Genomic DNA, 21,586 nt, shown 5'->3' with positions numbered 1-21,586 from the left:
ACCTTGCCCATAAACCCGTCCTCTCTCAGGCCGGTCTATAGCTTAACCCCCTGTCCAAAAAACCGGGGCCACCTCTGGTTGTATCTGTGATTGCGCCGTTGAAGGTGATCTGTCCGTTATATGAGAAAGCAGGACTGACCCGCAGCAGACCGCCGCAGATCAGAGGAGCTGCCATGAAAAGGTTACGTTTCATTTTTTTCACCATATTTCTGTAAAGACGCATTTGTCGTCTCCGGTTTTCCTTACATGGAGAGGACTATCATTGCGGGATGACCAAACTGTTAATGGTGCGGGGATTCCTTCATGTTCTGAAGAATTTCGCCGCATATGGGAGGAGCCGGGGAGCCTGCGGAAGCTGACGCTTTGCTCAGGGCGGAAAGTTTTGCTAAAAGCCGTGAAAGCAACCTGTGACAGAGCCCGAGGCCGTGAAGATATCCCCCCCGCGACGCGTCGCCCGTCTTACAGCCGCCACGCTCGTGCCCGGCCTTCTGCTGCTCACGGCGTGCGGAGGTAATTCTTCTGAAGATGAAATGAAAAAGCTGGAGAGTTCCTCCAGGCTGCCTTCAGCGGAAGTACTTTATAATAATGGAATTGATGCACTGAGGACGCGGCGCTATGCCCTTGCGGCGGCCCAGTTCGAGGTTCTGCAGCAGAATTATCCTTACTCCGGATACACGGCGAATTCGCAGCTGATGGAAGGCTATGCCTACTATCTGCAGAACAAGTACCCCGAGGCAGCCCAGCAGCTGAATCGTTTTATTGAACTCCATCCGACCAGCCCGGACTCTGCCTACGCCTTCTATCTGCTGGCTCTGTGCTACTACGAGCAGATTGCCGATGTCGGACGCGATCAGCAGCTGACCATGGAGGCGATGAGCAAGCTGCAGGATGTTGTTGTCCGCTTTCCCCAGACAACCTACGCCAGAGATGCCCAGCTCAAGATCGATCTCTGTCGCGATCATCTGGCTGGTAAGGAGATGCTGGTCGGCCGGTTCTATGAGGAACAGCATAACTATGAATCAGCAATCAATCGCTTCCAGCACGTCGTGCAGGACTTCCAGACGACCAATCATGTCGCGGAGGCTCTGGAGCGTCTGGTTGAGGTTTACCTCAAGCTGGGTCTGACGGATCAGGCACGCCGTACGGCGGCGGTTCTGGCCTATAACTATCCGGGCAGCAAATGGTATCGCTACGCTTATAATGACCTGAAGGAGTATAAACTCCTCTCGGATAAGACGCCTCTGCCTGGTAAGCTGGTTAATGCGGCGCCTGCGGCGCAGTCGTCTTCCCCGGTCGGAGCGCAGCTTTCTCCGCAGGCATCACGCACCACTGACCGGGCACCCGCTCCGCCGGTGATGAGCCGGGCGCCTGTTGCTGCCGTATCTTCCGGCTCTCTTCCTTCGCCTGAGCAGGCCGTGGCGGCAAAAGCGTCCGCCGGAGGCGCCGGAACGAAAAGCCGGCACTGATGGCAGGCGGGCGGAGTATTCTTTCGCCATGCTGACCCTGCTCTCCATTCAGGACGTTGTTCTGATCGAGAAGCTGGATCTGGTGTTTCATCCCGGATTCACGGCTCTGACCGGTGAGACCGGAGCAGGTAAATCCATCCTGCTTGACAGCCTTGGGCTGGTTCTGGGGGATCGGGCGACGTCTGGTGTGATACGAGCCGGAGCATCCGAGGCCCGTATCACGGCAAGCTTCGACCTTCCTGAAGGGCATCCGACATTCGATATTCTGTCTGAGCAGGATATTCCGGTCGAGGCAGGTGAGCCGCTTATACTGAGGCGGGTGATCACATCTGACGGACGCTCCCGTGCCTGGGTGAATGATCAGTCCGTGGCGGTGACACTTCTGCGTCGTCTGGGAGGACTGCTTTCAGAAATCCAGGGACAGCATGCACAGATCGGGCTGATGGAGGCCGGGACGCACCGTGATCTTCTGGATGTTTCCGGGGGACTGACCGGACAGCGTGAGGCTGTCGCAAGCGCATATGGTCTGTGGAAGGCTGCGGAGGCGGCTCTTCATACGGCGCGACAGAACATGGCCGAACTCGGACGGGAGGAAGAGTGGCTGCGCCATGCAGCGGATGAACTGGGGCAGCTTGCCCCGCAGGCAGATGAGGAAGCGTTACTCGCCCAGCAGCGGCATGTGCTCCAGGGAAACGAGAGGCGCGGGGAAGCTGTCGCCGCAGCCCTGAGTGATCTGCTGCCGCGTGACCGGCGCAGCACGGGGCCTTCGCAGGCAATCCGCTCGGCCAGCCGGGCTCTTCAGCGTCTGGTTCCACCTGCCGGGGAACCGGAACAGTCTGACCCGATGCAGGCTGTCACCGGGGAGGCGCTGGCTGCGCTTGATGCTGCGGGTCTGGCGCTGGCGGAGGCTGAGGAACTGCTGTCCCGGCTTGTTGTGGAGTGTGAGGCAGATCCGCGTCTTCTGGAGCAGACAGAGGAGCGGCTGTTTGCACTGCGCACGGCGGCAAGGAAATATAATACCACCGTAGACGGTCTGGCGGAGCTGCTGGAGCAGTATCGTGAGCGTCTTTCCCTGATTGAGACAGGGTCGTTCCGTCTGGAGGAATTGGAGCAGCATCTGCTTGAGACGCGGAGTGCCTATATACAGGAAGCGGAGCGTCTTTCCGCGGCACGAAAGCTGGCCGGGGCACGTCTCGAAAAATCTGTTGTATCGGAATTTCGTCCTCTGCATCTGGAAAAGGCACGTTTTTTTGTTTCTCTGGAGCCTTTGCCAGAGGAAAGCTGGAACGCCGGAGGAACGGATCAGTGTGTTTTCCTTCTGGCGGCGAATCCGGGGCAGCCGCCCGGACCGATCGGCAAAGTTGCGTCCGGTGGCGAACTGTCCCGCCTTCTGCTGGCCCTGCGTCTGGTTCTTGCCGGAGCTTCTCCCGTGCAGACACTGATCTTTGACGAGATCGATGCGGGAGTGGGTGGCGCGACGGCTGCGGCGATCGGAGAGCGCCTGCATCGTCTGGCGGGATCCATTCAGGTGATGGCGGTTACGCACAGCCCGCAGGTGGCAGCTGCTGCGGATCACCATCTGCATATCGGCAAAATGACATCCGGCGGTGCGACCCGGACCACTGCAGCTCTTCTTTCCTCTGAGGCGCGGCTGGAGGAAATTGCTAGGATGCTTGCCGGCGATACCGTGACCGAAGAGGCGCGTGCGGCAGCCCGACGTCTGCTGAATCATCAGGGCTGAATCTTAATGACCGATTTTTCCGATCTTCAGCCCGACAGCCTTACGGCTGAACAGGCTGCTGCCGAGTTTGCCCGGCTTGAAAAGCGCATATTGCAGCTGAACAGGGCGTATTATCTGGAAGATGACCCCGAGGCTTCGGATGCCGAATATGACACGATGCGGCGTCGGGTTGAGGCGATTGAGAAGCGCTTTCCGGATCTGGTCCGGCCCGACAGCCCAATACGCCAAGTTGGGGCGGCCCCTGATGGTGTGTTTGGTAAGCACCGGCATCTCGTGCCGATGCTGTCTCTGGATAACGTATTTGATCGCGAGGAATTCGACGGATTTCTGGGCCGGGCGGCCCGCTTTCTTGGTCTTTCGGACGAAGACAAAGAAGCGCTGGTCCTGGTCGGAGAGCCGAAAATTGACGGTCTGTCGATCAGCCTGACTTATGAAGGCTGCAAGCTGGTCAGCGGAGTGACCCGCGGGGATGGGACCGAGGGTGAGAATGTCACGGCAAATCTGCGGACTATCCGTGGTATTCCGCATGAACTCCCCGCAGATGCTCCTGATCTTATCGAGATCAGAGGAGAAATTTTTCTCGGGAAATCCGATTTTCTTGCGCTGAATGAAGCACAGGCAGCAGCGGGACAGAAAATTTTCGCGAACCCGCGTAATGCCGCGGCCGGATCTCTGCGCCAGCTTGATCCTTCCGTGACAGCGCGGAGGCCGCTGGCACTGTTCGCCTATGCAATGGGAGTCTGTTCGGACAGGCCCTGCCGCACGCATGCGCAATGGCTTGAAATTCTCCGGAGCTGGAATTTTCAGGTCAATCCTCTGTCAGCAATGCTGGCCGGATCATCCGAAGCGGAGGCATTTCAGGAGGATCTGACGCGGAAGCGGGCTGATCTGGATTATGATATCGATGGTGTTGTCTACAAAATTAATGATCTGACGCTTCAGGAGCGTCTCGGATTTGCCGGGCGGGCCCCGCGCTGGGCAACGGCCTGGAAGTTTCCGGCTGAGGAGGCTGTTACCCGCCTGATAAAAATCGAGATTCAGGTCGGGCGGACAGGAGCCCTTACGCCGGTGGCCCATCTGGAGCCGGTCAATGTCGGTGGCGTTCTGGTGACCCGGGCGACATTGCATAATGAGGACGAAATCGGCCGTAAGGATGTGCGTGAGGGGGATCGCGTCTCGATCCGCCGGGCTGGTGACGTGATTCCACAGATCATCCGTGTGGAGCCGCCTCTGCCGCAGGATCCGCCGCGCTGCCCGGAGTTCGTCTTTCCGCATCACTGCCCGGTCTGTAATGCGCTGGCGGAACGTCCGCCGGGTGAGGCCGTCCGGCGCTGTACCGGCGGACTGACCTGTCCGGCACAGATTGTCGAGCGGCTGATTCATTTCGTGTCCCGTCCTGCCTTCGATATTGACGGGCTGGGAGAAAAATCGATCCGGGAGTTTTATGAGGCGGGTCTGATTGCCTCACCGGGAGATATTTTCCGATTACCGCAGCATGAGCCGGCGATTGCCGGGCGTGAAGGGTGGGGGGCACTTTCAGCCTCAAACCTGATCCGGTCTGTTGAGGCGAAGCGGGCGATTTCATTGCCGCGCTTCATCTACGCGCTTGGCATCAGACGGATCGGCGAGAGTAATGCACGGCTGCTGGCCCGGCATTACGGGTCTTTTATGCATTTTCGTGAGCAGATGGAGAAAGCTGTACTTATTGGTTCCGATGAGCGCCTGAAACTGGGATCCATCACGGGAATAGGCGGTTCGATTGCTGATGAACTGGTCGCTTTCTTTTCGGAGCCGCATAATCGTACGACGCTGGACGATCTGTGCTCTCAGCTGACCATAGCCGACGAAGAGGTGTCTTCCGGCGGAGCGCTTTCAGGGAAGACGATCGTGTTTACCGGCACGCTGACAACCATGACCCGCCCGGAAGCGAAGGCGACAGCGCAGCGTCTGGGGGCGAAGGTTACGGACAGCGTTTCGAAAAAAACGGATTACGTTGTTATCGGAGCAGATGCAGGTTCCAAGGCAAAAAAGGCAGCCGAACTGGGATTGCAGGTTCTTACCGAGGCGGAATGGGCAGGGCTGGCGGGACGGGAAACCGGCGGCTGACGGGGAGATAAATTTATCAGAAAAATGCGGAATGGTTATACGATTTCGGAATATTTCCGTAATCTTCATACCATTGCGCAGGCTGGAAATTTGCCGCATAGTAAGGAACGCCGGGAAGAATAAGTTAACAATAAATAACAGGCTGCGCGATAATTTCTGCCATCCGTTTCCCCGGAGTCAGGAACGGCTGTCAGAGTTCTGCGCTAAAGGGTTACAGGCGACATGACGAAATGGGTGTACAGCTTCGGCGGCAGTCATAATGAGGGGCGCGCCGAAATGCGCAACCTTCTTGGCGGCAAAGGCGCGAATCTTGCCGAAATGGCAGCGATCGGTCTTCCGGTGCCTCCGGGTTTTACCATCACGACGGAAGTCTGTTCCGCGTTTTACGATAATGACCGGAACTATCCTGCGGACCTGAAAGCTCAGGTTGATGAGGCTCTTGCCCGGGTTGAAGCCGCCATGGGTTTGAAGTTCGGTGATCCGTCCGCGCCGCTTCTTGTCTCGGTCCGCTCAGGTGCCCGCGTATCCATGCCGGGCATGATGGATACCGTCCTTAATCTGGGACTGAACGAGAAGACCGTTGAAGGGCTTGTAAAGTCTTCCGGCGATGAGCGCTTTGCGTGGGATTCCTACCGGCGTTTTATTCAGATGTATGCGTCGGTCGTGATGGATGTGGCGCATCATCGGTTTGAGGATATTCTGGAGGACGCCAAGCGTGCTCTCGGCGTGTTTGATGACACAGAAATTACGGCTGACGCCTGGCGCGGTATCGTCAAGAGTTATCTCAATGTTGTGCAGAAGGAGACGGGCAGACCGTTCCCGCATGAGCCGCAGGATCAGCTCTGGGGAGCGATCGGCGCCGTGTTCGGATCGTGGATGAATCCGCGTGCCAACACCTACCGCAAGCTGCATGACATTCCGGCCAGCTGGGGAACTGCAGTGAACGTGCAGTCCATGGTGTTCGGAAATATGGGCAATGACTGCGCCACAGGCGTCTGTTTCACGCGTGATCCATCCACCGGTGAGAATATTTTCTACGGTGAGTATCTCGTTAATGCTCAGGGTGAGGACGTCGTGGCGGGTATCCGTACGCCGCAGCCGATGTCTGCCCTGAAGGCAACGCCGGAACAGAGCCCGATGGAGACGGTGCTGCCGGAGGCGTATCAGGAGCTTTGCCGCGTTCGCGAGCTTCTGGAAAAGCATTATCGTGATATGCAGGATATTGAGTTTACGGTGCAGAGCAACCGGCTCTATATGCTTCAGACCCGCAGCGGAAAGCGTACGGCTGCAGCAGCTCTGAAGATCGCAATCGATATGGCTGCCGAGGGACTGATCACGAAAGAAGAGGCGATCCAGCGTGTGCCGCCGGCATCTCTTGATCAGCTTCTGCATCCCACGCTTGATCCGAAAGCAGAGCGCCGGCAGATTGCCCGCGGTCTTCCGGCTTCTCCCGGTGCGGCAACCGGGATCATCGCGTTCTCTGCCGAGGATGTTGAGGATCTGGCTGCCAAGGGTGAGGATGTCATCCTTGTCCGTATCGAGACCTCTCCGGAAGATGTTCATGGCATGCATGCCGCGCGCGGTGTTCTGACGACGCGTGGCGGTATGACGTCTCACGCTGCCGTTGTGGCGCGCGGTATGGGACGCGTCTGCGTGGCTGGTGCCGGCAGTATCCATGTGGACTACAAGGCTCAGACACTGACGGCGGGAAGGGAAACCCTCAAGGCGGGTGACTGGGTTACACTCGATGGTGGCACCGGCGCTGTCTATTCAGGCAAGGTTCCGACCATCCCGCCGACCCTGTCCGGAGATTTCAGTACGCTGATGGGCTGGGCAGACTCCGTACGTCGCCTGAAAGTACGCACCAATGCGGAGACGCCGGAAGATGCCGAGACGGCACGTCGTTTCGGTGCTGAAGGTATCGGCCTGTGCCGCACGGAGCATATGTTCTTCGGTCCGGACCGGATTGGTCATGTCCGTCAGATGATCATGTCCACGGAGCAGGATGAGCGGGCGAGAGCCATTGACGCGCTGCTGCCCTTCCAGCGTGATGATTTCACGCAGCTGTTCCGTATCATGGCCGGTCTGCCGGTTACGGTCCGTCTGCTCGATCCGCCGCTGCATGAATTCCTGCCTCATGGGGAGCATGAGCTGGAAGAAGTCGCGAAGGCGATGGGCAAAAATGTCGAGACGCTGCGTGCGCGTCGCTCAGCCCTGTCCGAGGCCAATCCGATGCTGGGACATCGCGGCTGCCGTCTGGGTATTTCCTACCCTGAAATCTACAACATGCAGGCGCGGGCCATCATTGAGGCGGCCATTGCCGTTTCAAAGGAAACCGGTAATGCGATCGTACCGGAAATCATGATCCCGCTGGTCGGTGTGAAAACCGAGCTGGAGCGTACCCGGGCAGCTGCGGAAGCGACGGTTCAGGCAGTGTTCAAGGAAAAAGGCGTTACGCTTGAATATCTTATCGGCACGATGATCGAACTGCCGCGTGCAGCGATCACTGCCGGGCAGATTGCAGAGGTTGCGGACTTCTTCTCCTTCGGGACGAACGACCTCACGCAGACCACTCTGGGTCTTTCACGTGACGATGCCGGTTCTTTCCTGCCGCATTATGTTGATACGGGACTGCTGCCGAAGGATCCGTTCGTGTCCATCGACAAGGAAGGCGTCGGCGGTCTGGTCCGTCTTGGTGCGGAAGGTGGTCGTAAGACCAAACCGGGTCTGAAGCTTGGTGTGTGCGGCGAGCATGGCGGTGATCCGGACTCGATCTCTTTCTTCGAAAGTGTCGGGCTGGATTATGTGTCCTGCTCTCCCTTCCGTGTGCCGGTGGCGCGCCTGGCGGCGGCGCAGGCTGTACTGAAACAGCGTCAGAAGCAGCCTGTCTGATGATCAGGAGCATGCGTTTCGCAGGAAGCGCATCCTGCAGCAGGTAGTCTGATTTTTGAGCGCCTCCGGATATCATGTCCGGAGGCGTTTTCGTGTCTGAGATATCCCGGTTCCGGAGCTTTCCGATATGCCTGATAAAAAACTTGTCCTGCATCTGATTTCTGAAGGAACAGGGCAGACGCTGGAAGCGATGTCCCGCGCCTGCGCTCCGCATTTTCCGAATACGGAGCTGGAAAGCCGGCACTGGAATCTGGTGCGCACATCTGCCCAGCTCCAGCGTGCGATTACGGGTATTGAGGAGGAGCCGGGACCGGTTCTGTCTTCTCTGATTGATCGTGATCTGGCGAAAGAACTGCGGGAAGGCTGTGCCAGAGTGGGCGTCAAGATTCACGATGTCATGACGCCCACTCTGGAATTCCTTGAGCGTGCAACCGGTGAGAGTGCTTCAGGTGAGCCGGGAGCGCAGTATGTCATGGGGCGGGAGTATCATCGCCGGATTGACGCCATGCATTACGTTCTGGCGCATGATGACGGGCAGGAAACACGGGGGCTTTCCGGTGCTGACGTTGTTCTTGTCGGTGTCTCCCGGGCGTCCAAGACGCCGACCTGTATCTATCTGGCCAATCGGGGGATAAAGGCGGCCAATGTTCCCCTTGTGCCGGGCGCACCCGTTCCGAAGGAACTGCTGAACAGCCAGGTGCCGGTTATCGGTCTGACAATTTCTCCGGATGCACTTCTTGAAATCCGTAAGACACGTATGGGTACCATGGTTCCTGATAATCAGAGGGGAGGAGCCAGTCTGACGCAGCCGGATTACGTCAATCCCGAGAGGATTCGTGAGGAACTGCTCTGGGCGAGACGACTTTGTGTTCAGAACCGCTGGCCGCTGATTGATGTGACGCGCCGGTCCATTGAGGAGACAAGCGCCGCTATTCTTGATCTTCTGGAGCACAGGAAACACTGATGCAGGTTCTGAAATCTCTGTTTCATATGTTTGGAGGGCTCATCCTTTACTGGGTGGCTTTTTTTACATTCGGTGTGAAGGCCGCAATTGCAGCGGCGCTGGTCTTCATTGTTATTGAAGGTTCCTGGCGGCTCGTTACCCGACGGCCATTTCCGCCCCTGTGGCTGGTTGTCAACAGCGTGGCTGTCATATTCGGCGTGGTCGATCTGCGGGCAGCGACGCCTTTTATGATCCGATACGAATCCTCAATTACCAATCTTCTCTTTGCTGCCATTTTCGCGGCCGGTGCTGTAGGTTCTGAGCCGTTGATCATGAAGTTCGCCCGGCAGGGCGGCCGTCTGGACGAGGAAGAGTTACAGTCTCCCGAACTGATCCGCTTTTTCCGTTTTTTCACCCTGGCCTGGGCGACGTTCTACGTCTTCCGTTCGATGGCTTTCCTGTGGATCATGAGCAGCTATCCGCTGACGGAGGGGCTGATTATCCGCAAGATCGTATCTCTTGTGAGCTTTGGTGTGATGATACTGATCAGTCTGCAGGGAGAGCGTGTGTTCAGGATGTGTCAGGCCGCCGGATTTCTGCAAAGTAAGGGCGCCTGAACCAGTCTTTTTTGACAAGGGGGCATCTGCGGCGCATTTTGCCGGGAATTCGCCCCGGAGCCTTACGGATCGGGGCAGTTATCCTGAAATTTCCGGAGTTCCCATGCCTCCCAGCCGCGCTGCCAGCGATACGATTTTCCTCCACAGAAATGATCTCCCTGACGGGCTGGATCTGGGGAACATGGTGGCGATCGATACGGAGACGATGGGCCTTAATCCGCACCGTGACAGGCTGTGTCTGGTACAGCTTTCCTCGGGTGACGGAACGGCGCATCTGGTGCAGATCATTCCCGGATCTCCCGGAGGAAAGCCCGCGGACTGTCCGAATCTGAAGCGACTTCTGATCAGCCCTGACGTGTGCAAGCTGATGCATTTCGCCAGATTTGACGTGGCGATCCTGCAGCACAGCCTTGGTCTTACTCTGAACTCCGTGATCTGCACCAAAATTGCGGCACGACTGGTCCGCACCTTTACGGATCGCCACGGGCTTGCGGCATTGTGCCGGGATCTTCTCGGGGTTGAGCTGAGCAAGCAGCAGCAGACTTCGGACTGGGGAGCGCCGGAGCTCTCACCGGAGCAGCTTGCCTATGCGGCTTCGGATGTTCTTTATCTCCACGCCTTGTGGGAAAAGCTGGAGGCCCTTCTGGTGCGGGAAAACCGCCGTGATCTGGCCCAGGCGTGTTATGACTTCCTCCCGACGCGGGCAAAGCTTGACCTGCTGGGGTATGAAGATCCGGATATTTTCTCGCATCGCAGCAACTGAACTCCGTGTCAGCCCTGTTCCCGGTGGCGGGAAGTCGCGCCGGATGTTAGAACTACCGGCATGATGCTGCTTCCGCTTTCTGATCTGTCATCCGGTCGGGATGTTCCCGCAGGGGATGACGGTGCTCTGGCTGTGGCCGGGCGTGTGATCGCGCAGGAATGTGCCGGTCTGGACGCGCTTGCGGAAGCACTTGGAGCCGATACGGTGCTGCGGCGGGGGTTTGCTGCGGCTGTCGGGATGATCGACGCGCTTCCGGGGCGAGTGGTCGTCAGCGGGATCGGCAAGTCCGGGCATATTGGTCGCAAGATACAGGCCACATTCAGCTCTACCGGAACCCCGGCGCTGTTCGTGCATCCTTCCGAGGCCTCGCATGGTGACCTTGGTATGATGACGCGGGGAGATGCGGTTCTCGCTCTGTCTGCATCGGGAGAATCTGCTGAGCTGGCGGATATCATCACGCATTGCCGGCGTCATGCCCTGCCGCTGATGGCCATGACCTGTCGGCCGGACTCCTCCCTGGGGCGTGCAGCGGATATCGTGCTGCAGATACCGGCCATGCCTGAGGCCTGTCCGATGGGGCTTGCACCGACTACGAGCAGCCTGATGCAGCTTGCGCTTGGTGATGCTCTTGCCGTGGCTCTGATGGAGCGTCGCGGTTTTACGGCAGGGGATTTCGGGACCTTCCACCCCGGCGGGCGTCTTGGAGCAAGGCTCAAAAAGGTAAATGATCTGATGCGGACGGGAGAGGCCGTGCCTCTTCTGCCCGGTGATGCCTCAATGAGGGCCGTGATTGTCGAGATGACGCATAAGGCGCTCGGGTGCGTCGGGATTGTGGACGGGGCGGGTTGTCTGATCGGGATCATCACCGACGGCGATCTTCGCGGACATCTGGATCGGGACATGCAGATGACTGCCGCGCGTGATATCATGAATTCGCGGCCTCTGACGGTGCAGGCCGATATTCTGGGAGCCGAGGCTCTGCGGATGATGAATGACCGGCTGCGTCCCGTCACCTCACTTTTCGTGCTTGATCCGGATGGCAGGCCTGAAGGAGTGGTGCATGTGCATGACCTGCTGAGGGCAGGAGTCGCATGAGCGGAACTGAGGATAAAAAATCCGACTCACCAAAGCGCGCGGATTTTGAGCGGAGTGAGGATCAGGTTCGCCGTCAGCGGGAGGTCCTGAACACTGCGCCGGCGCATCGTGCGAGGGCGGTTCTGTCGCCCAGGAAGATTGCACAACGGCAGCAGTTGCTGCGTCGAGCGAAGTGGATCCTTCCGGCCTGCGCGCTCCTTCTGCTCGGTTCGGTTGCGATCTGGCCGGAGGTCGATCGTATCCTGAATGCGCATCGTACGATCCTGACGGATGCGGTAAGGCTCAAGCTGGAGAGCGGTAATCTGGCCGGAGCGGTGTATCGTAGTGTGGATACGCATGATCGTCCGTATATGGTGACGGCGGAAACGGCCCATCAGGTGACGCAGGATCGGATCGATCTGAGGAAACCGGTTGCCGATATGATGATGCAGGGCGATGTCTGGATGCAGCTTCTTGCGGATAACGGCGTTTATATGCAGCACGAGCAGATCTTGGATCTGACCGGGAACGTGACGCTTTATCGTGATGATGGCGTTATGATGCGTGCACCGGTTGCGGACGTGAGTCTGCAGCAGGGGATTATCGCGTCAGATAACTGGATTCATGCGGAAGGACCGTTTGGTGTTCTGGACGCGAAGGGATACTGGATTGCCCAGCATGAAGGTGTTGCCCAGTTCAGGGGGCCTGGCAGGCTTATTCTTAACGACGATCGCTCACCATCTCCGGCAGCTGCACCTGCTTCGTCCGCCCAGGGGAAGGCGTCCTGAACAATGCTGAGGTTATCCTTGTTTCGTTCTCTGTGTGCCCCGGCATCCGTTCCGGTTCTGTGTGCTCTTCTTCTGCCTTTTGCGGCCTGTGGCGGCGGTCAGGTCATGGCGCAGTCGATTGATCTGTCCCATGGCGGGCAGATCACCGTCACGGCGGCGGGTGGTTTTGACTGGGATCAGAACGCGAAAAAAGTCACGGCATATAACCGGGCGCAGGCGGTCCGTGGCAATGTGACGGTCACGGCAGACCGGCTGATTGCGTATTACCGTAAAAAACCGGGCGATACGTCACAGCCGCAACAGGATCCCGCACCCCCTCCGGGTCAGACCGGGGCACCGGGTGAAGATTCGGGATCGAATGAGATCTATCGCCTGGAAGCTATCGGACATGTTCATATTTTCACGGCAACGGATCAGGCCTGGGGTGACAAGGGTGTTTATGACATCGATAAGGCGGTACTGGTTCTGACGGGTAAGGCGCTGAAGCTGACGACACCGCAGGATGTCCTGACGTCACGTGATTCGATGGAATACTATTCCGATCAGCATGTTTCCATTGCGCGCGGTAATGCGGTCGTGACGACGAATGACGGTCGTCAGATCAAGGCGGATGTTCTGGTCGGCTATAACGCTCCGTCCTCTCCCCCTGCACCCGGCCAGCCTCAGGATACGAAAAAAAGCGGAGGCGATTCACTGTCTTCCGGCTCAGGCAAGCTGGAGAAAGTGAATGCGTTCGGACACGTGTGGGTGCGTACTGCAACCGAGGTCGTGACCGGAGACAGGGGTGTTTACGTGCCGGATACGGGCATTGCCCGGATTGTCGGCAATGTTCACATCACGCGCGGCCCGAACCAGCTTCAGGGTAATGCTGCGATCATCAATATGCATACGGGTCTTGCGACCATGACGGAAGCCCCGGGCGGGCGCGTCAACGGGCTGCTCGTGCCCGGAAGTGGCCAGGATTCATCTGATCAGGCGGCGCCCAGGCCGGGAGGAAAGAAATGACTCAGGCGGACGGCAGTTTCAGACCGACTGATATCCCTGCATTCGGGACATCCTCTGATCACGCACATGGTCTTTTTGCGGACGGAATCGGCAAGACCTATAAAAAGCGCGAAGTCGTAAGGAATGTCTCGATCGAGGTGCATCGCGGGGAGGCCGTCGGGCTTCTGGGACCGAACGGAGCGGGCAAGACCACCAGCTTTTACATGATTGTCGGTCTGGTTCAGCCGGATACAGGGACGATCACCCTGGACGGTGCGGATATCACCAATCTTCCGATGTACCGACGGGCTCGTCTCGGGATCGGCTATCTTCCTCAGGAAGCCAGTATTTTTCGCGGGCTGAATGTCGAGCAGAACATCATGGCGGCACTGGAGGTTGTGGAGCCTGATGCAGACCGGCGCGATGCGATGCTGGACGGGCTTCTGAGTGAATTCGGTATCTCACATCTGAGGCGGTCTCCCTCTCTGGCTCTGTCCGGTGGTGAGCGCCGCCGTCTGGAAATTGCTCGCGCTCTGGCCAGTCAGCCCCATTATGTTCTGCTCGATGAGCCTCTGGCCGGTATCGATCCGATTGCCGTCGGAGAAATTCGTGATCTGGTCTCCCACCTTAAGGATCGCGGAATTGGCGTGCTGATCACGGATCATAACGTGCGTGAGACACTCGAAGTCATTGATCGTGCCTATATCATGCATGGCGGACAGGTTCTGATGCAGGGGCTGCCCGAAGAGATCGTTGCGAACGAGGATGTACGCCGGGTGTATCTGGGAGAGAGTTTTTCTTTGTGAGCGTGTATCGGAAACCCCTTTTGCTCTGTCTGCGTTGTGGCTGAAAATAAAGGGAAAACGGCGTAATAAGCCGCAATAAAGATTGAGTGGTGATATGCGTCGGGCAGAGTTAGACAGATCATGAAAAGGTCTCTGCTGCCTGAGAAAACAAAAAGAGAAGCCCGATGGATGATTTCAGCCCGGACATGATGCCGGAAGCCGAGTGGGGATTTACTGAGGATTCAGCTCCCGGTGATGTGGCTTCCTATTATGACGGAACGGTCCTGCTGTTTTCACAGAAAGATCGGGTACTTCCGGAGAGTGCGCCTGTGCAGCAGCGGACGTTGAAAAATACCATCTCTTTTGCAGGTGTGGGTCTGCATTCCGGCCGCTCCATATCGGTCAGCCTTGAGCCGGCAGAGACGGGTTACGGAATTGTTTTTCAGCGTACGGACATAAACGCTTCTCCACTTCCCGCCCGCTATGACTATGTCAGTGAGACCCGGCTCTGCACGATGCTCGGGCATCCGTCTGAGCCAGGGAATATTGTCGGCACGATCGAACATCTTATGGCGGCGCTCTCCGCTGCGGGCGTGACCAATCTTCGTGTTCTGATCGACGGGCCGGAAATGCCGGTTCTGGACGGATCCGCCGCTGACTTCGTTTTTCTGCTGGATTGCGCCGGTGTGTGTGACCAGGGCAGCGAGCAGGACAGGCTGCATATTCTCAAGACCGTGCGGGTTGAGCACGGCGATGCATGGGTTGAGCTGTCTCCCGGACGATCGGACTGCTTCTCCATTGATCTCGGTATAAATTTTTCTGCGCCCGTGATCGGAAGGCAGTCGGTTTCCTTCGTTCTGAGTGAGCCTACCTTCAGGAACCGGATTGCATGCAGCCGCACGTTCGTGATGCGTCAGGAGATCGAGGCGTTGAGGGCTGTGGGTCTTGCACGGGGCGGTTCTCTGAAAAACGCTCTCGTTGTCGAAAATGATACCGTCCTTAATCCGGATGGTCTGCGCGTACAGGACGAGTTCGTCCGCCATAAGGCTCTGGATGTGATCGGCGATCTTGCTCTGGCCGGAGCACCGATGAGGGGATGCTTCCGGGGATACAAGTCCGGTCACGCCCTTAATAATACTCTGCTGCGCAATCTGTTCGCTGATCCTGATGCATGGTCCTTCGGACGCCGGGCGACCGTTCGAAAGGATGTGCCGGGGTACAGCGTCGCGGCTTGAGCGGACTGTCGTCCGTCCGGGGACTGCCCGCCGCAGGGTTTTTTCCTGAAATGGATGCCGCATTCGAGCAGGCATGTCAGGCGTCGCGGCGGGGGGAGGTTCCCGTAGGGGCGATTGTTCTCAGTCCGGCCGGGGAGATACTGTCTCAGGCTGGCAATCGCGTTGAAGAGCTTTCCGATCCTTCAGCCCATGCTGAGATGCTGGCAATGCGCGAGGCTGCCCGCTCACTTGGACGGCTGCGACTTTCCGGCTGTACTCTTCTTGTAACCCTTGAACCCTGTCCGATGTGCGCTGCTGCGATAAGCCACTTTCGTATTGAGCGCCTGATATTCGGAGCCTGGGATCCCAAGGGCGGCGGTGTGGACCATGGGCCGCGAATTTTTGATTCGCGGGCCTGTCTCCATCGTCCGGAGATCATAGGAGGGGTTCGGGAGAGAGTGTCCTCCGGACTGCTGCGCGGTTTTTTCCGGAATATCCGGAATAGTTTCTGATTACTCGGATGACGTTTCCTCGTGGCCGCGTCGCATATCGGCGCAGGCTTTCTTCAGGCCATCGGCCATCTTTCCGGGGCTGGCTTCGCACATACGGCGCGCATCCGGGCCACACATTTCCAGAGCTGCCTCATAATCGGACTCCAGAACATCCCGCGCGACGGCGAGGTCAGGGTCATTGGTCCGGTCTTCCAGCTTTTCCAGTTTTTCCTGTGTTTCGTGCATCTCCTTCAGAGCATGGATACAGGAATCACTGGTTTCATCCGGGTTGAAGCGAAGGACGGTCATTTCCTTCTGCAACTGACCGCTGGCGGCAACCGAACCTGAAAGCGATACGCTTTCCTCGGCACCTGCCTGCTGGAGGCAGAAGGAACCTGAAACGAGGAAAAGAAAGGCTGGCAGGAGGAAACGGCGCATCACCACAGACAGAAATCCGCATAGTTCTGAGAGATCAGCTTCAGTCTATCGCCCGTGGCGGATCAGGGAAAGCATCTTCATTTCCGGGCGGGCCGGTTCTTTCGCCAGGCATTCTCAAGAGCGGTGACGGGGTCTTCTGCATGTTCGCTTTCTGTCTCCGTGCTTCCAGGCGGTGCCGTTATGGCGCTCCACAGGCCGCTCAGCGCCTCGCGCTCCAGTTTTACGGACCAGTCCGCCGGGATACTGTTCAGCAGGCGTTCGAGTTTCTGCGCAGCTGTGGCGGGTTTGGCGTGATTATGTCCCATGATCTTTCACGATATTCAGTGCAGCGGTATGTCGGTTCTGGTTACGGTGCTCTGTGCTCCACGGTCTCCTGACGAGCTGAAGAGAAAGAGCGCAAGCCCTATGATTGAAATCAGCACCCCGGCCCAGCCGGTCCAGGCGTAGCCCAGTCCGGCAGCGAGAACCGCACCGCCGACCCAGGCGCCGACCGCATTGGCCATATTGAAAGCTGCGTGATTCATGGCGGCTGCCATCGTCTGTGCGTCTCCGGCAACCGACATCAGCCGGACCTGCATGGCAGGGCCCGTGGCAATCGTTCCGCCAAGCAGGAAGATGGCAACAGTTACCGGTACCGCTGAGGGCAGGGTGACGGCATACAGTGCCAGCACCGAGATGTTCCAGATGAACGAGCCGACTGTTGCTTTCCAGACATTCTTATCGATTGCCCAGGCCCCAGCATATGTGCCTATCACCATACCGATCCCCCAGAGCGACTGGTAATACGGCACGCTCCATGAGGGCAGATGCGTGACGGATGTCAGGCCTCCTGCGAAGTAGGTGTAGACAGAGAACATGCCACCGCACCCGAACACCACGGTGCCCAGTACGAACCACACGTCGGCACGGCCGAAAGCGCTGAGTTCCCGCTTCAGCAGAGATGCGCCGCGGCGCGGGCTGTCAGCGGGAAGGTGTCGCGCCATAAGAAAGATGGCGAAGAGGCTGATGGCCCCGACAAAGTAATACGCCCATCGCCATGTCCCGTATTCCCCGATCAGGCTGGCCAGAGGGGCGCCGATCACATTGGCGATCGTCAGTCCGGAAAAAACATGACCGACGGCCCGGCCTTTCTGCCCTTCCGGAGCCATCCCTGCGGCAATCAGGGCACCGGTTCCGAACATGGAGGCATGGGTCAGTCCGGTAAGAAAACGCATGATCTCAAGCGTGATCAGTCCGGGACTGAGTGCGCCGAGAATGTTCATTACGGCAAACCAGCCGGTCAGCATCAGCATGAGATTGCGCCGCGACATGGTAGCGGTTGCAAGTGTGACGACAGGAGCCCCGATGACCACACCGATGGCATAGGCGCTGACGACGTTGCCTGCCATGGGGATGGAGACATCCAGTGAATGCGCGACAGCCGGGAGAAGCCCCATAATAGAGAATTCACCGGTTCCGATAGCGAAGGTCATCACCGCCAGAGACAGAATCGTTAGACCGGCGGAAGTCTGATGGCCGGGTGCTTTCGCCGGTGAAGGCATTGGGTTACTCCTGTCGGAACGGGCCGGCTGAAAATACAGAGTCGTAACATCATCGCAAGCAGAGTCGCTGCCCGGCCGGAAGCGGGCCGGCATCCGATTTATTTTGAAAGAAATTTCTCGATGTCTCTGGAAAATTCCGAGAAGGACAATAATGGCATAGCGGATGCCTCGCAGGAAGCAGAAAACCGTATCCCCGATCCTGTTCCGGTGGAGCAGGGCATCAGTCAGATATCGTCGCTTTTGCGGAATGTTTTTCTGATTGCGGCAGCCGTCATCGCAATCTGGCTGATCGGTGACGTTCTGATCGTGGTGTTTGCCTCCGTGCTGTGTGCCGTTGTCCTCAATGGCCTTGCGGATATTCTCGTTCGTCGTGTGCGCCTGCCTTACGGGCTGTCTCTCGCACTTGTCTGCCTCGTGCTTGTTCTGGCTGTCGGCGGGATCATGTGGACCGGCGGATCGGATATTTCCGCGCAGCTGAGTTCACTTCAGGATGCCCTGATCAAGCAGGCCAATGCACTCAGGCAGAGCATTTCCGGATCTCCTCAGGGCCGGATGATTCTGCAGTACGTTCCCATGCCTTCAAGCAGCAGTCTTGAGTCCATCGGCTCGCGTATTGCGGGATCAATGACGGGACTGCTTGGCTCTGCCTTCGGTGCGATGGGAACTGTGTTCGTCGTTCTTGTGGCGGGTCTTTATTTTGCGACGTCTCCGAAACTTTATGCCAATGGCCTTCTGCGGCTTGTGCCTGTCGGCTGGCGGGTGCAGGGCCACAAGGTGCTGGTGACGTCCGGCGTCACGCTGCGGGCCTGGCTGGGCGGACAGGCGCTGGACATGCTCGTTGTTGGTCTTGCGACCGGTCTGGGGCTCTCGCTGATCGGTGTGCCGCTGGCGCTTGCACTGGGCGTGATGGCCGCGCTGTGTAATTTCATTCCGTATATCGGCGCGATCATGGGAGCCGTTCCGGCCATTCTGATTGCCCTGTCTCTAGGATTTCAGAAAACCCTGATGGTGGTGGCTCTCTATGCCGTCGTGCAGTTCCTTGAGGGCAATGTCCTGGCACCGCTGATTCAGCGAAAGGCCGTCAGCATGCCGCCTGCGATTGCGATCCTGTCCCAGACTCTTTTTGGCGCGATCTTCGGTTTTCCAGGGCTGATCCTGGCTTCTCCCCTGACGGCCGTACTTCTGGCGGTAGGTGATCTGCTTACGCCGTCACTGGACAGCGAGGAACGTATCGGTGAGGAAGGAGAGAGTGCCTGATGAAAGGCGGCTCTGCATACAGGGCAGAGCCATGATCAATGAACTGAGAAGCGGGAGGTGATATGAGCAGGTCTGTTTGGCGGGATGCAGGATTCCGGGGGGCGCTTGCCTGTCTGGCCTTGGGCGCATCGCTGGAATTCCCGCGTGGCGCGAGGGCGGATGAAGGCATGTGGACGATGGATAATCTTCCGCTGAGCCAGATGAAAAGCCGATATGGTTTCTCCCCGTCTCCGGAATGGATCGAGAAGGTTACGAAAGCCTCTGCCCGTCTGGCTCTGGGATGTTCCGCATCGTTTGTATCTCAGGACGGGCTGGTGATGACCAATCATCACTGCGCCAATGAATGTCTCCAGCAGCTGTCTGATGCGAAGGCAAACTATTTCCAGGATGGTTTCACCTCACGCTCTCAGCCCGAAGAGCCGAAATGTCCTGCGATGGAACTCGACCGCCTCGACTCCATAACGGACGTGACGGAGCGGATGGGTGATGCGCTGAAAGGAAAAGAGGGCCGGGACTACACCAGCGCGAAACAGGTGGCTGAAAGCGCTCTGGAGAAGGAGTGCGCCGGATCCGATACGAAAAAATGGCGTTGTGATATCGTGACACTTTATCACGGTGGCCGCTCCGCACTGTATCGGTATCGCAGATATCAGGATGTCCGGATGGTGATGGCACCGGACCAGAATGCAGCTTTTTTTGGTGGCGATCCCGATAATTTCAATTTCCCGCGTTATGATCTCGATATGGCGTTCCTGCGTGTCTATGAAGACGAGAAGCCGGCAAAGACGCCTGAATTTTTTGCATTCGACCCCAACGGTCCGAAAGAAGGGCAACTGGTTTTCACTTCAGGAAATCCGGGCTCGACCCAGCGAGAGGAAACCCTGGGGGAAATCGGATTTGCAAGGGACATCACTATACCTTTCGTGACCGGGATGCTGTCCACGATGGATGGTGCCCTGTGGGAATTCGGCCGCAGCGATGCGCAGCATCGTGTCATGGCTCAGGAGGAAATCTTCGGGATCGAGAACGGACTGAAGGTCTATCGCGGCCGGATCCCGGTTCTTGCAGATCCGAAGCTTGTGGTTGAGAAGGCACGCGAGCAGGCAGACACGAAAAGCTGGATCGAGCAGAATCCGCAGCGGCAGAAGCTGTATGGAGATCCCTGGAAGAAGGCGGATCAGGCTCTTGCCGTCCAGAAAGAGATTTTTGTTCCTTATATGATGCTGGAGCGCGGATCAGGCTTTCAGGGGCAGCTTTTCTCCTATGCAAGCGTGATCGTACGTGGTGTTTCCCAGCGCGAGAAGCCGGATGGCGAGCGTCTGGTGGCCTACCATGATGCAAAACTGCCGGTCATTCAGGACAGGCTGAGTGCAACCATCCCGGTTTACCCGGAGCTTGAGGAACTGAAACTGGGCCTGTCTCTGACGAAGCTTCGCCAGATGCTGGGTGCGGATGATCCGCTGGTAAAGAAAATCCTCGGAACACAGTCACCTGAAGAGCTTGCGGCCTCTCTGGTCTCAGGGTCACAGCTTGCGGATCCGGAGGTGCGGCTTGCACTCTGGAAGGGCGGGCGTAAGGCGGTTGAGCAATCAACTGATCCGCTGATCGTTCTGGCCCGTCTGGTTGAGCCAGAGGCGCTGAAGCTGCGTCACAGAATGGATGATGAGGTGGAAGCTCCGCTCCGGCAGGCACATGAGACGCTTGCACGAATTCGCTTTGCGCGTGAGGGAACGGCCAGCTATCCCGATGCAACCTTTACGCAGCGTATTTCTTTCGGGCAGGTCAAGGGCTGGACCGAGAATGGGAAAGCTGTCGCGCCATTCACATATTTTTCCGGACTTTATGATCGTGCGACAGGTGCGGATCCGTTCCGTCTCACGTCTGCGTGGATAAATGCGAGGAAGGAACTGAACCTGAAAACTCCCTTTGATTTCGTGACGACCAACGACATCATCGGAGGAAACTCAGGCTCCCCCGTGATTGATGAGAAAGGTCATGCCGTCGGGCTGATTTTTGATGGAAACATTCATTCCCTTGGTGGTGACTTCTACTATGATGGCAGCATGAATCGCGCTGTTGCCGTTGATGCGGCAGCCATCATCGAGGCCTTGCGTGTCGTGTATAAAAACCGTGGACTGGCTGATGAACTGGTAAACGGGCATCTGTAAAATATCGCCTTCCAGTATCGAGATATTGGTAGATCACCTGAATAGCTGATGGTCGACTTGCGAATTTGTTCTGAAAACGTGATGAACGGCTTCCCTCCGTCAGGAGGGAAGCCGTTTTGTTTTATGGGTCAGAGGAGGAAATATTTTCTGACGTCATAAGCGAGATCAGACAGAACAGATGAGGAGGAGGTGTGATGCCACAGGCATTCCTGATGCTGTTTGTTTTTCAGCCTCTTGGTGAGGTAATCTCCCCATTTTTAATGGGGCGTTGAATGAGAATTCAGGCAGCTGTTTTTAGTTTCTGGGCGGGTGTGAACC

Annotated in this window: 18 protein-coding genes; 15 read left to right on the top strand and 3 right to left on the bottom strand. The window is 57.6% G+C overall.

What is annotated here, in order from left to right; translation table 11 throughout:
• Positions 1-425 precede the first annotated feature (425 nt).
• The 13 genes from LOC54_RS06320 to LOC54_RS06260 all read left to right on the top strand — a co-directional run bounded on the left by LOC54_RS06320 (position 426) and on the right by LOC54_RS06260 (position 15,885).
• Positions 426-1,466, top strand: coding sequence for an outer membrane protein assembly factor BamD (locus LOC54_RS06320; protein ID WP_408740308.1), 1,041 nt, complete (start codon positions 426-428; stop codon positions 1,464-1,466).
• A gap of 28 nt (positions 1,467-1,494) precedes the next feature.
• Positions 1,495-3,207, top strand: coding sequence for a DNA repair protein RecN (gene recN / locus LOC54_RS06315; RefSeq protein WP_279312980.1), 1,713 nt, complete (start codon positions 1,495-1,497; stop codon positions 3,205-3,207).
• Between the two features lie 6 nt (positions 3,208-3,213).
• A complete protein-coding gene (gene ligA / locus LOC54_RS06310; protein WP_279312979.1) occupies positions 3,214-5,313 on the top strand; it encodes an NAD-dependent DNA ligase LigA in 2,100 nt (699 codons plus the stop codon).
• Between the two features lie 222 nt (positions 5,314-5,535).
• Positions 5,536-8,205 (top strand): pyruvate, phosphate dikinase, encoded by a 2,670-nt coding sequence (gene ppdK, locus LOC54_RS06305; RefSeq protein WP_279312978.1) that lies wholly within the window; start codon positions 5,536-5,538, stop codon positions 8,203-8,205.
• A gap of 127 nt (positions 8,206-8,332) precedes the next feature.
• Positions 8,333-9,169 (top strand): kinase/pyrophosphorylase, encoded by an 837-nt coding sequence (locus tag LOC54_RS06300; RefSeq protein ID WP_279312977.1) that lies wholly within the window; start codon positions 8,333-8,335, stop codon positions 9,167-9,169.
• Complete coding sequence (locus tag LOC54_RS06295; protein ID WP_279312976.1) at positions 9,169-9,765, top strand: septation protein IspZ; 597 nt, start codon at positions 9,169-9,171, stop codon at positions 9,763-9,765. The genes LOC54_RS06300 and LOC54_RS06295 overlap by 1 nt, the downstream gene beginning before the upstream one ends.
• A gap of 103 nt (positions 9,766-9,868) precedes the next feature.
• Positions 9,869-10,528, top strand: coding sequence for a ribonuclease D (locus LOC54_RS06290; protein ID WP_279312975.1), 660 nt, complete (start codon positions 9,869-9,871; stop codon positions 10,526-10,528).
• 60 nt (positions 10,529-10,588) lie between these two features.
• Positions 10,589-11,623, top strand: coding sequence for a KpsF/GutQ family sugar-phosphate isomerase (locus LOC54_RS06285; RefSeq protein ID WP_279312974.1), 1,035 nt, complete (start codon positions 10,589-10,591; stop codon positions 11,621-11,623).
• Positions 11,620-12,390, top strand: a complete 771-nt coding sequence (gene lptC / locus LOC54_RS06280; RefSeq protein WP_279312973.1) for an LPS export ABC transporter periplasmic protein LptC — start codon at positions 11,620-11,622, stop codon at positions 12,388-12,390. The genes LOC54_RS06285 and lptC overlap by 4 nt, the downstream gene beginning before the upstream one ends.
• A 3-nt stretch (positions 12,391-12,393) precedes the next feature.
• A complete protein-coding gene (locus LOC54_RS06275; protein WP_408740307.1) occupies positions 12,394-13,395 on the top strand; it encodes an LptA/OstA family protein in 1,002 nt (333 codons plus the stop codon).
• On the top strand, positions 13,392-14,180 hold the full coding sequence (lptB, locus tag LOC54_RS06270; protein WP_279312972.1) for an LPS export ABC transporter ATP-binding protein: 789 nt from the start codon (positions 13,392-13,394) through the stop codon (positions 14,178-14,180). The genes LOC54_RS06275 and lptB overlap by 4 nt, the downstream gene beginning before the upstream one ends.
• 164 nt (positions 14,181-14,344) lie before the next feature.
• Positions 14,345-15,394: a UDP-3-O-acyl-N-acetylglucosamine deacetylase gene (gene lpxC / locus LOC54_RS06265; protein WP_279312971.1), complete on the top strand. Its 1,050-nt coding sequence runs from the start codon at positions 14,345-14,347 to the stop codon at positions 15,392-15,394.
• A 50-nt stretch (positions 15,395-15,444) separates the two neighbouring features.
• Positions 15,445-15,885 (top strand): nucleoside deaminase, encoded by a 441-nt coding sequence (locus LOC54_RS06260; protein WP_279312982.1) that lies wholly within the window; start codon positions 15,445-15,447, stop codon positions 15,883-15,885.
• Here LOC54_RS06260 and LOC54_RS06255 read toward each other — a convergent pair whose 3' ends face one another.
• From LOC54_RS06255 to LOC54_RS06245, 3 genes are all read right to left on the bottom strand, one after another.
• Positions 15,886-16,308, bottom strand: a complete 423-nt coding sequence (locus LOC54_RS06255) for a hypothetical protein (protein ID WP_408740306.1) — start codon at positions 16,306-16,308, stop codon at positions 15,886-15,888. It abuts the gene before it with no gap.
• 71 nt (positions 16,309-16,379) lie between these two features.
• Positions 16,380-16,607 carry a hypothetical protein gene (locus LOC54_RS06250; RefSeq protein ID WP_279312970.1) on the bottom strand — a complete coding sequence of 76 codons (228 nt, stop codon included), beginning with the start codon at positions 16,605-16,607 and terminating at the stop codon, positions 16,380-16,382.
• Between the two features lie 15 nt (positions 16,608-16,622).
• Positions 16,623-17,843, bottom strand: a complete 1,221-nt coding sequence (locus LOC54_RS06245; protein WP_279312969.1) for an MFS transporter — start codon at positions 17,841-17,843, stop codon at positions 16,623-16,625.
• A 120-nt stretch (positions 17,844-17,963) separates the two neighbouring features.
• Here LOC54_RS06245 and LOC54_RS06240 point away from each other — a divergent pair, with 120 nt between their 5' ends.
• Both LOC54_RS06240 and LOC54_RS06235 read left to right on the top strand, forming a co-directional pair.
• Positions 17,964-19,100: an AI-2E family transporter gene (locus LOC54_RS06240; RefSeq protein WP_279312968.1), complete on the top strand. Its 1,137-nt coding sequence runs from the start codon at positions 17,964-17,966 to the stop codon at positions 19,098-19,100.
• Between the two features lie 62 nt (positions 19,101-19,162).
• Positions 19,163-21,268, top strand: a complete 2,106-nt coding sequence (locus LOC54_RS06235; RefSeq protein WP_279312967.1) for a S46 family peptidase — start codon at positions 19,163-19,165, stop codon at positions 21,266-21,268.
• Positions 21,269-21,586 lie beyond the last annotated feature (318 nt).

Origin of the sequence: Acetobacter sp. AN02 (genome assembly GCF_029759835.1) — a bacterium.
Taxonomy (GTDB): Bacteria; Pseudomonadota; Alphaproteobacteria; order Acetobacterales; family Acetobacteraceae; genus Acetobacter.
This window is presented reverse-complemented; position numbering and strand designations above follow the sequence as displayed.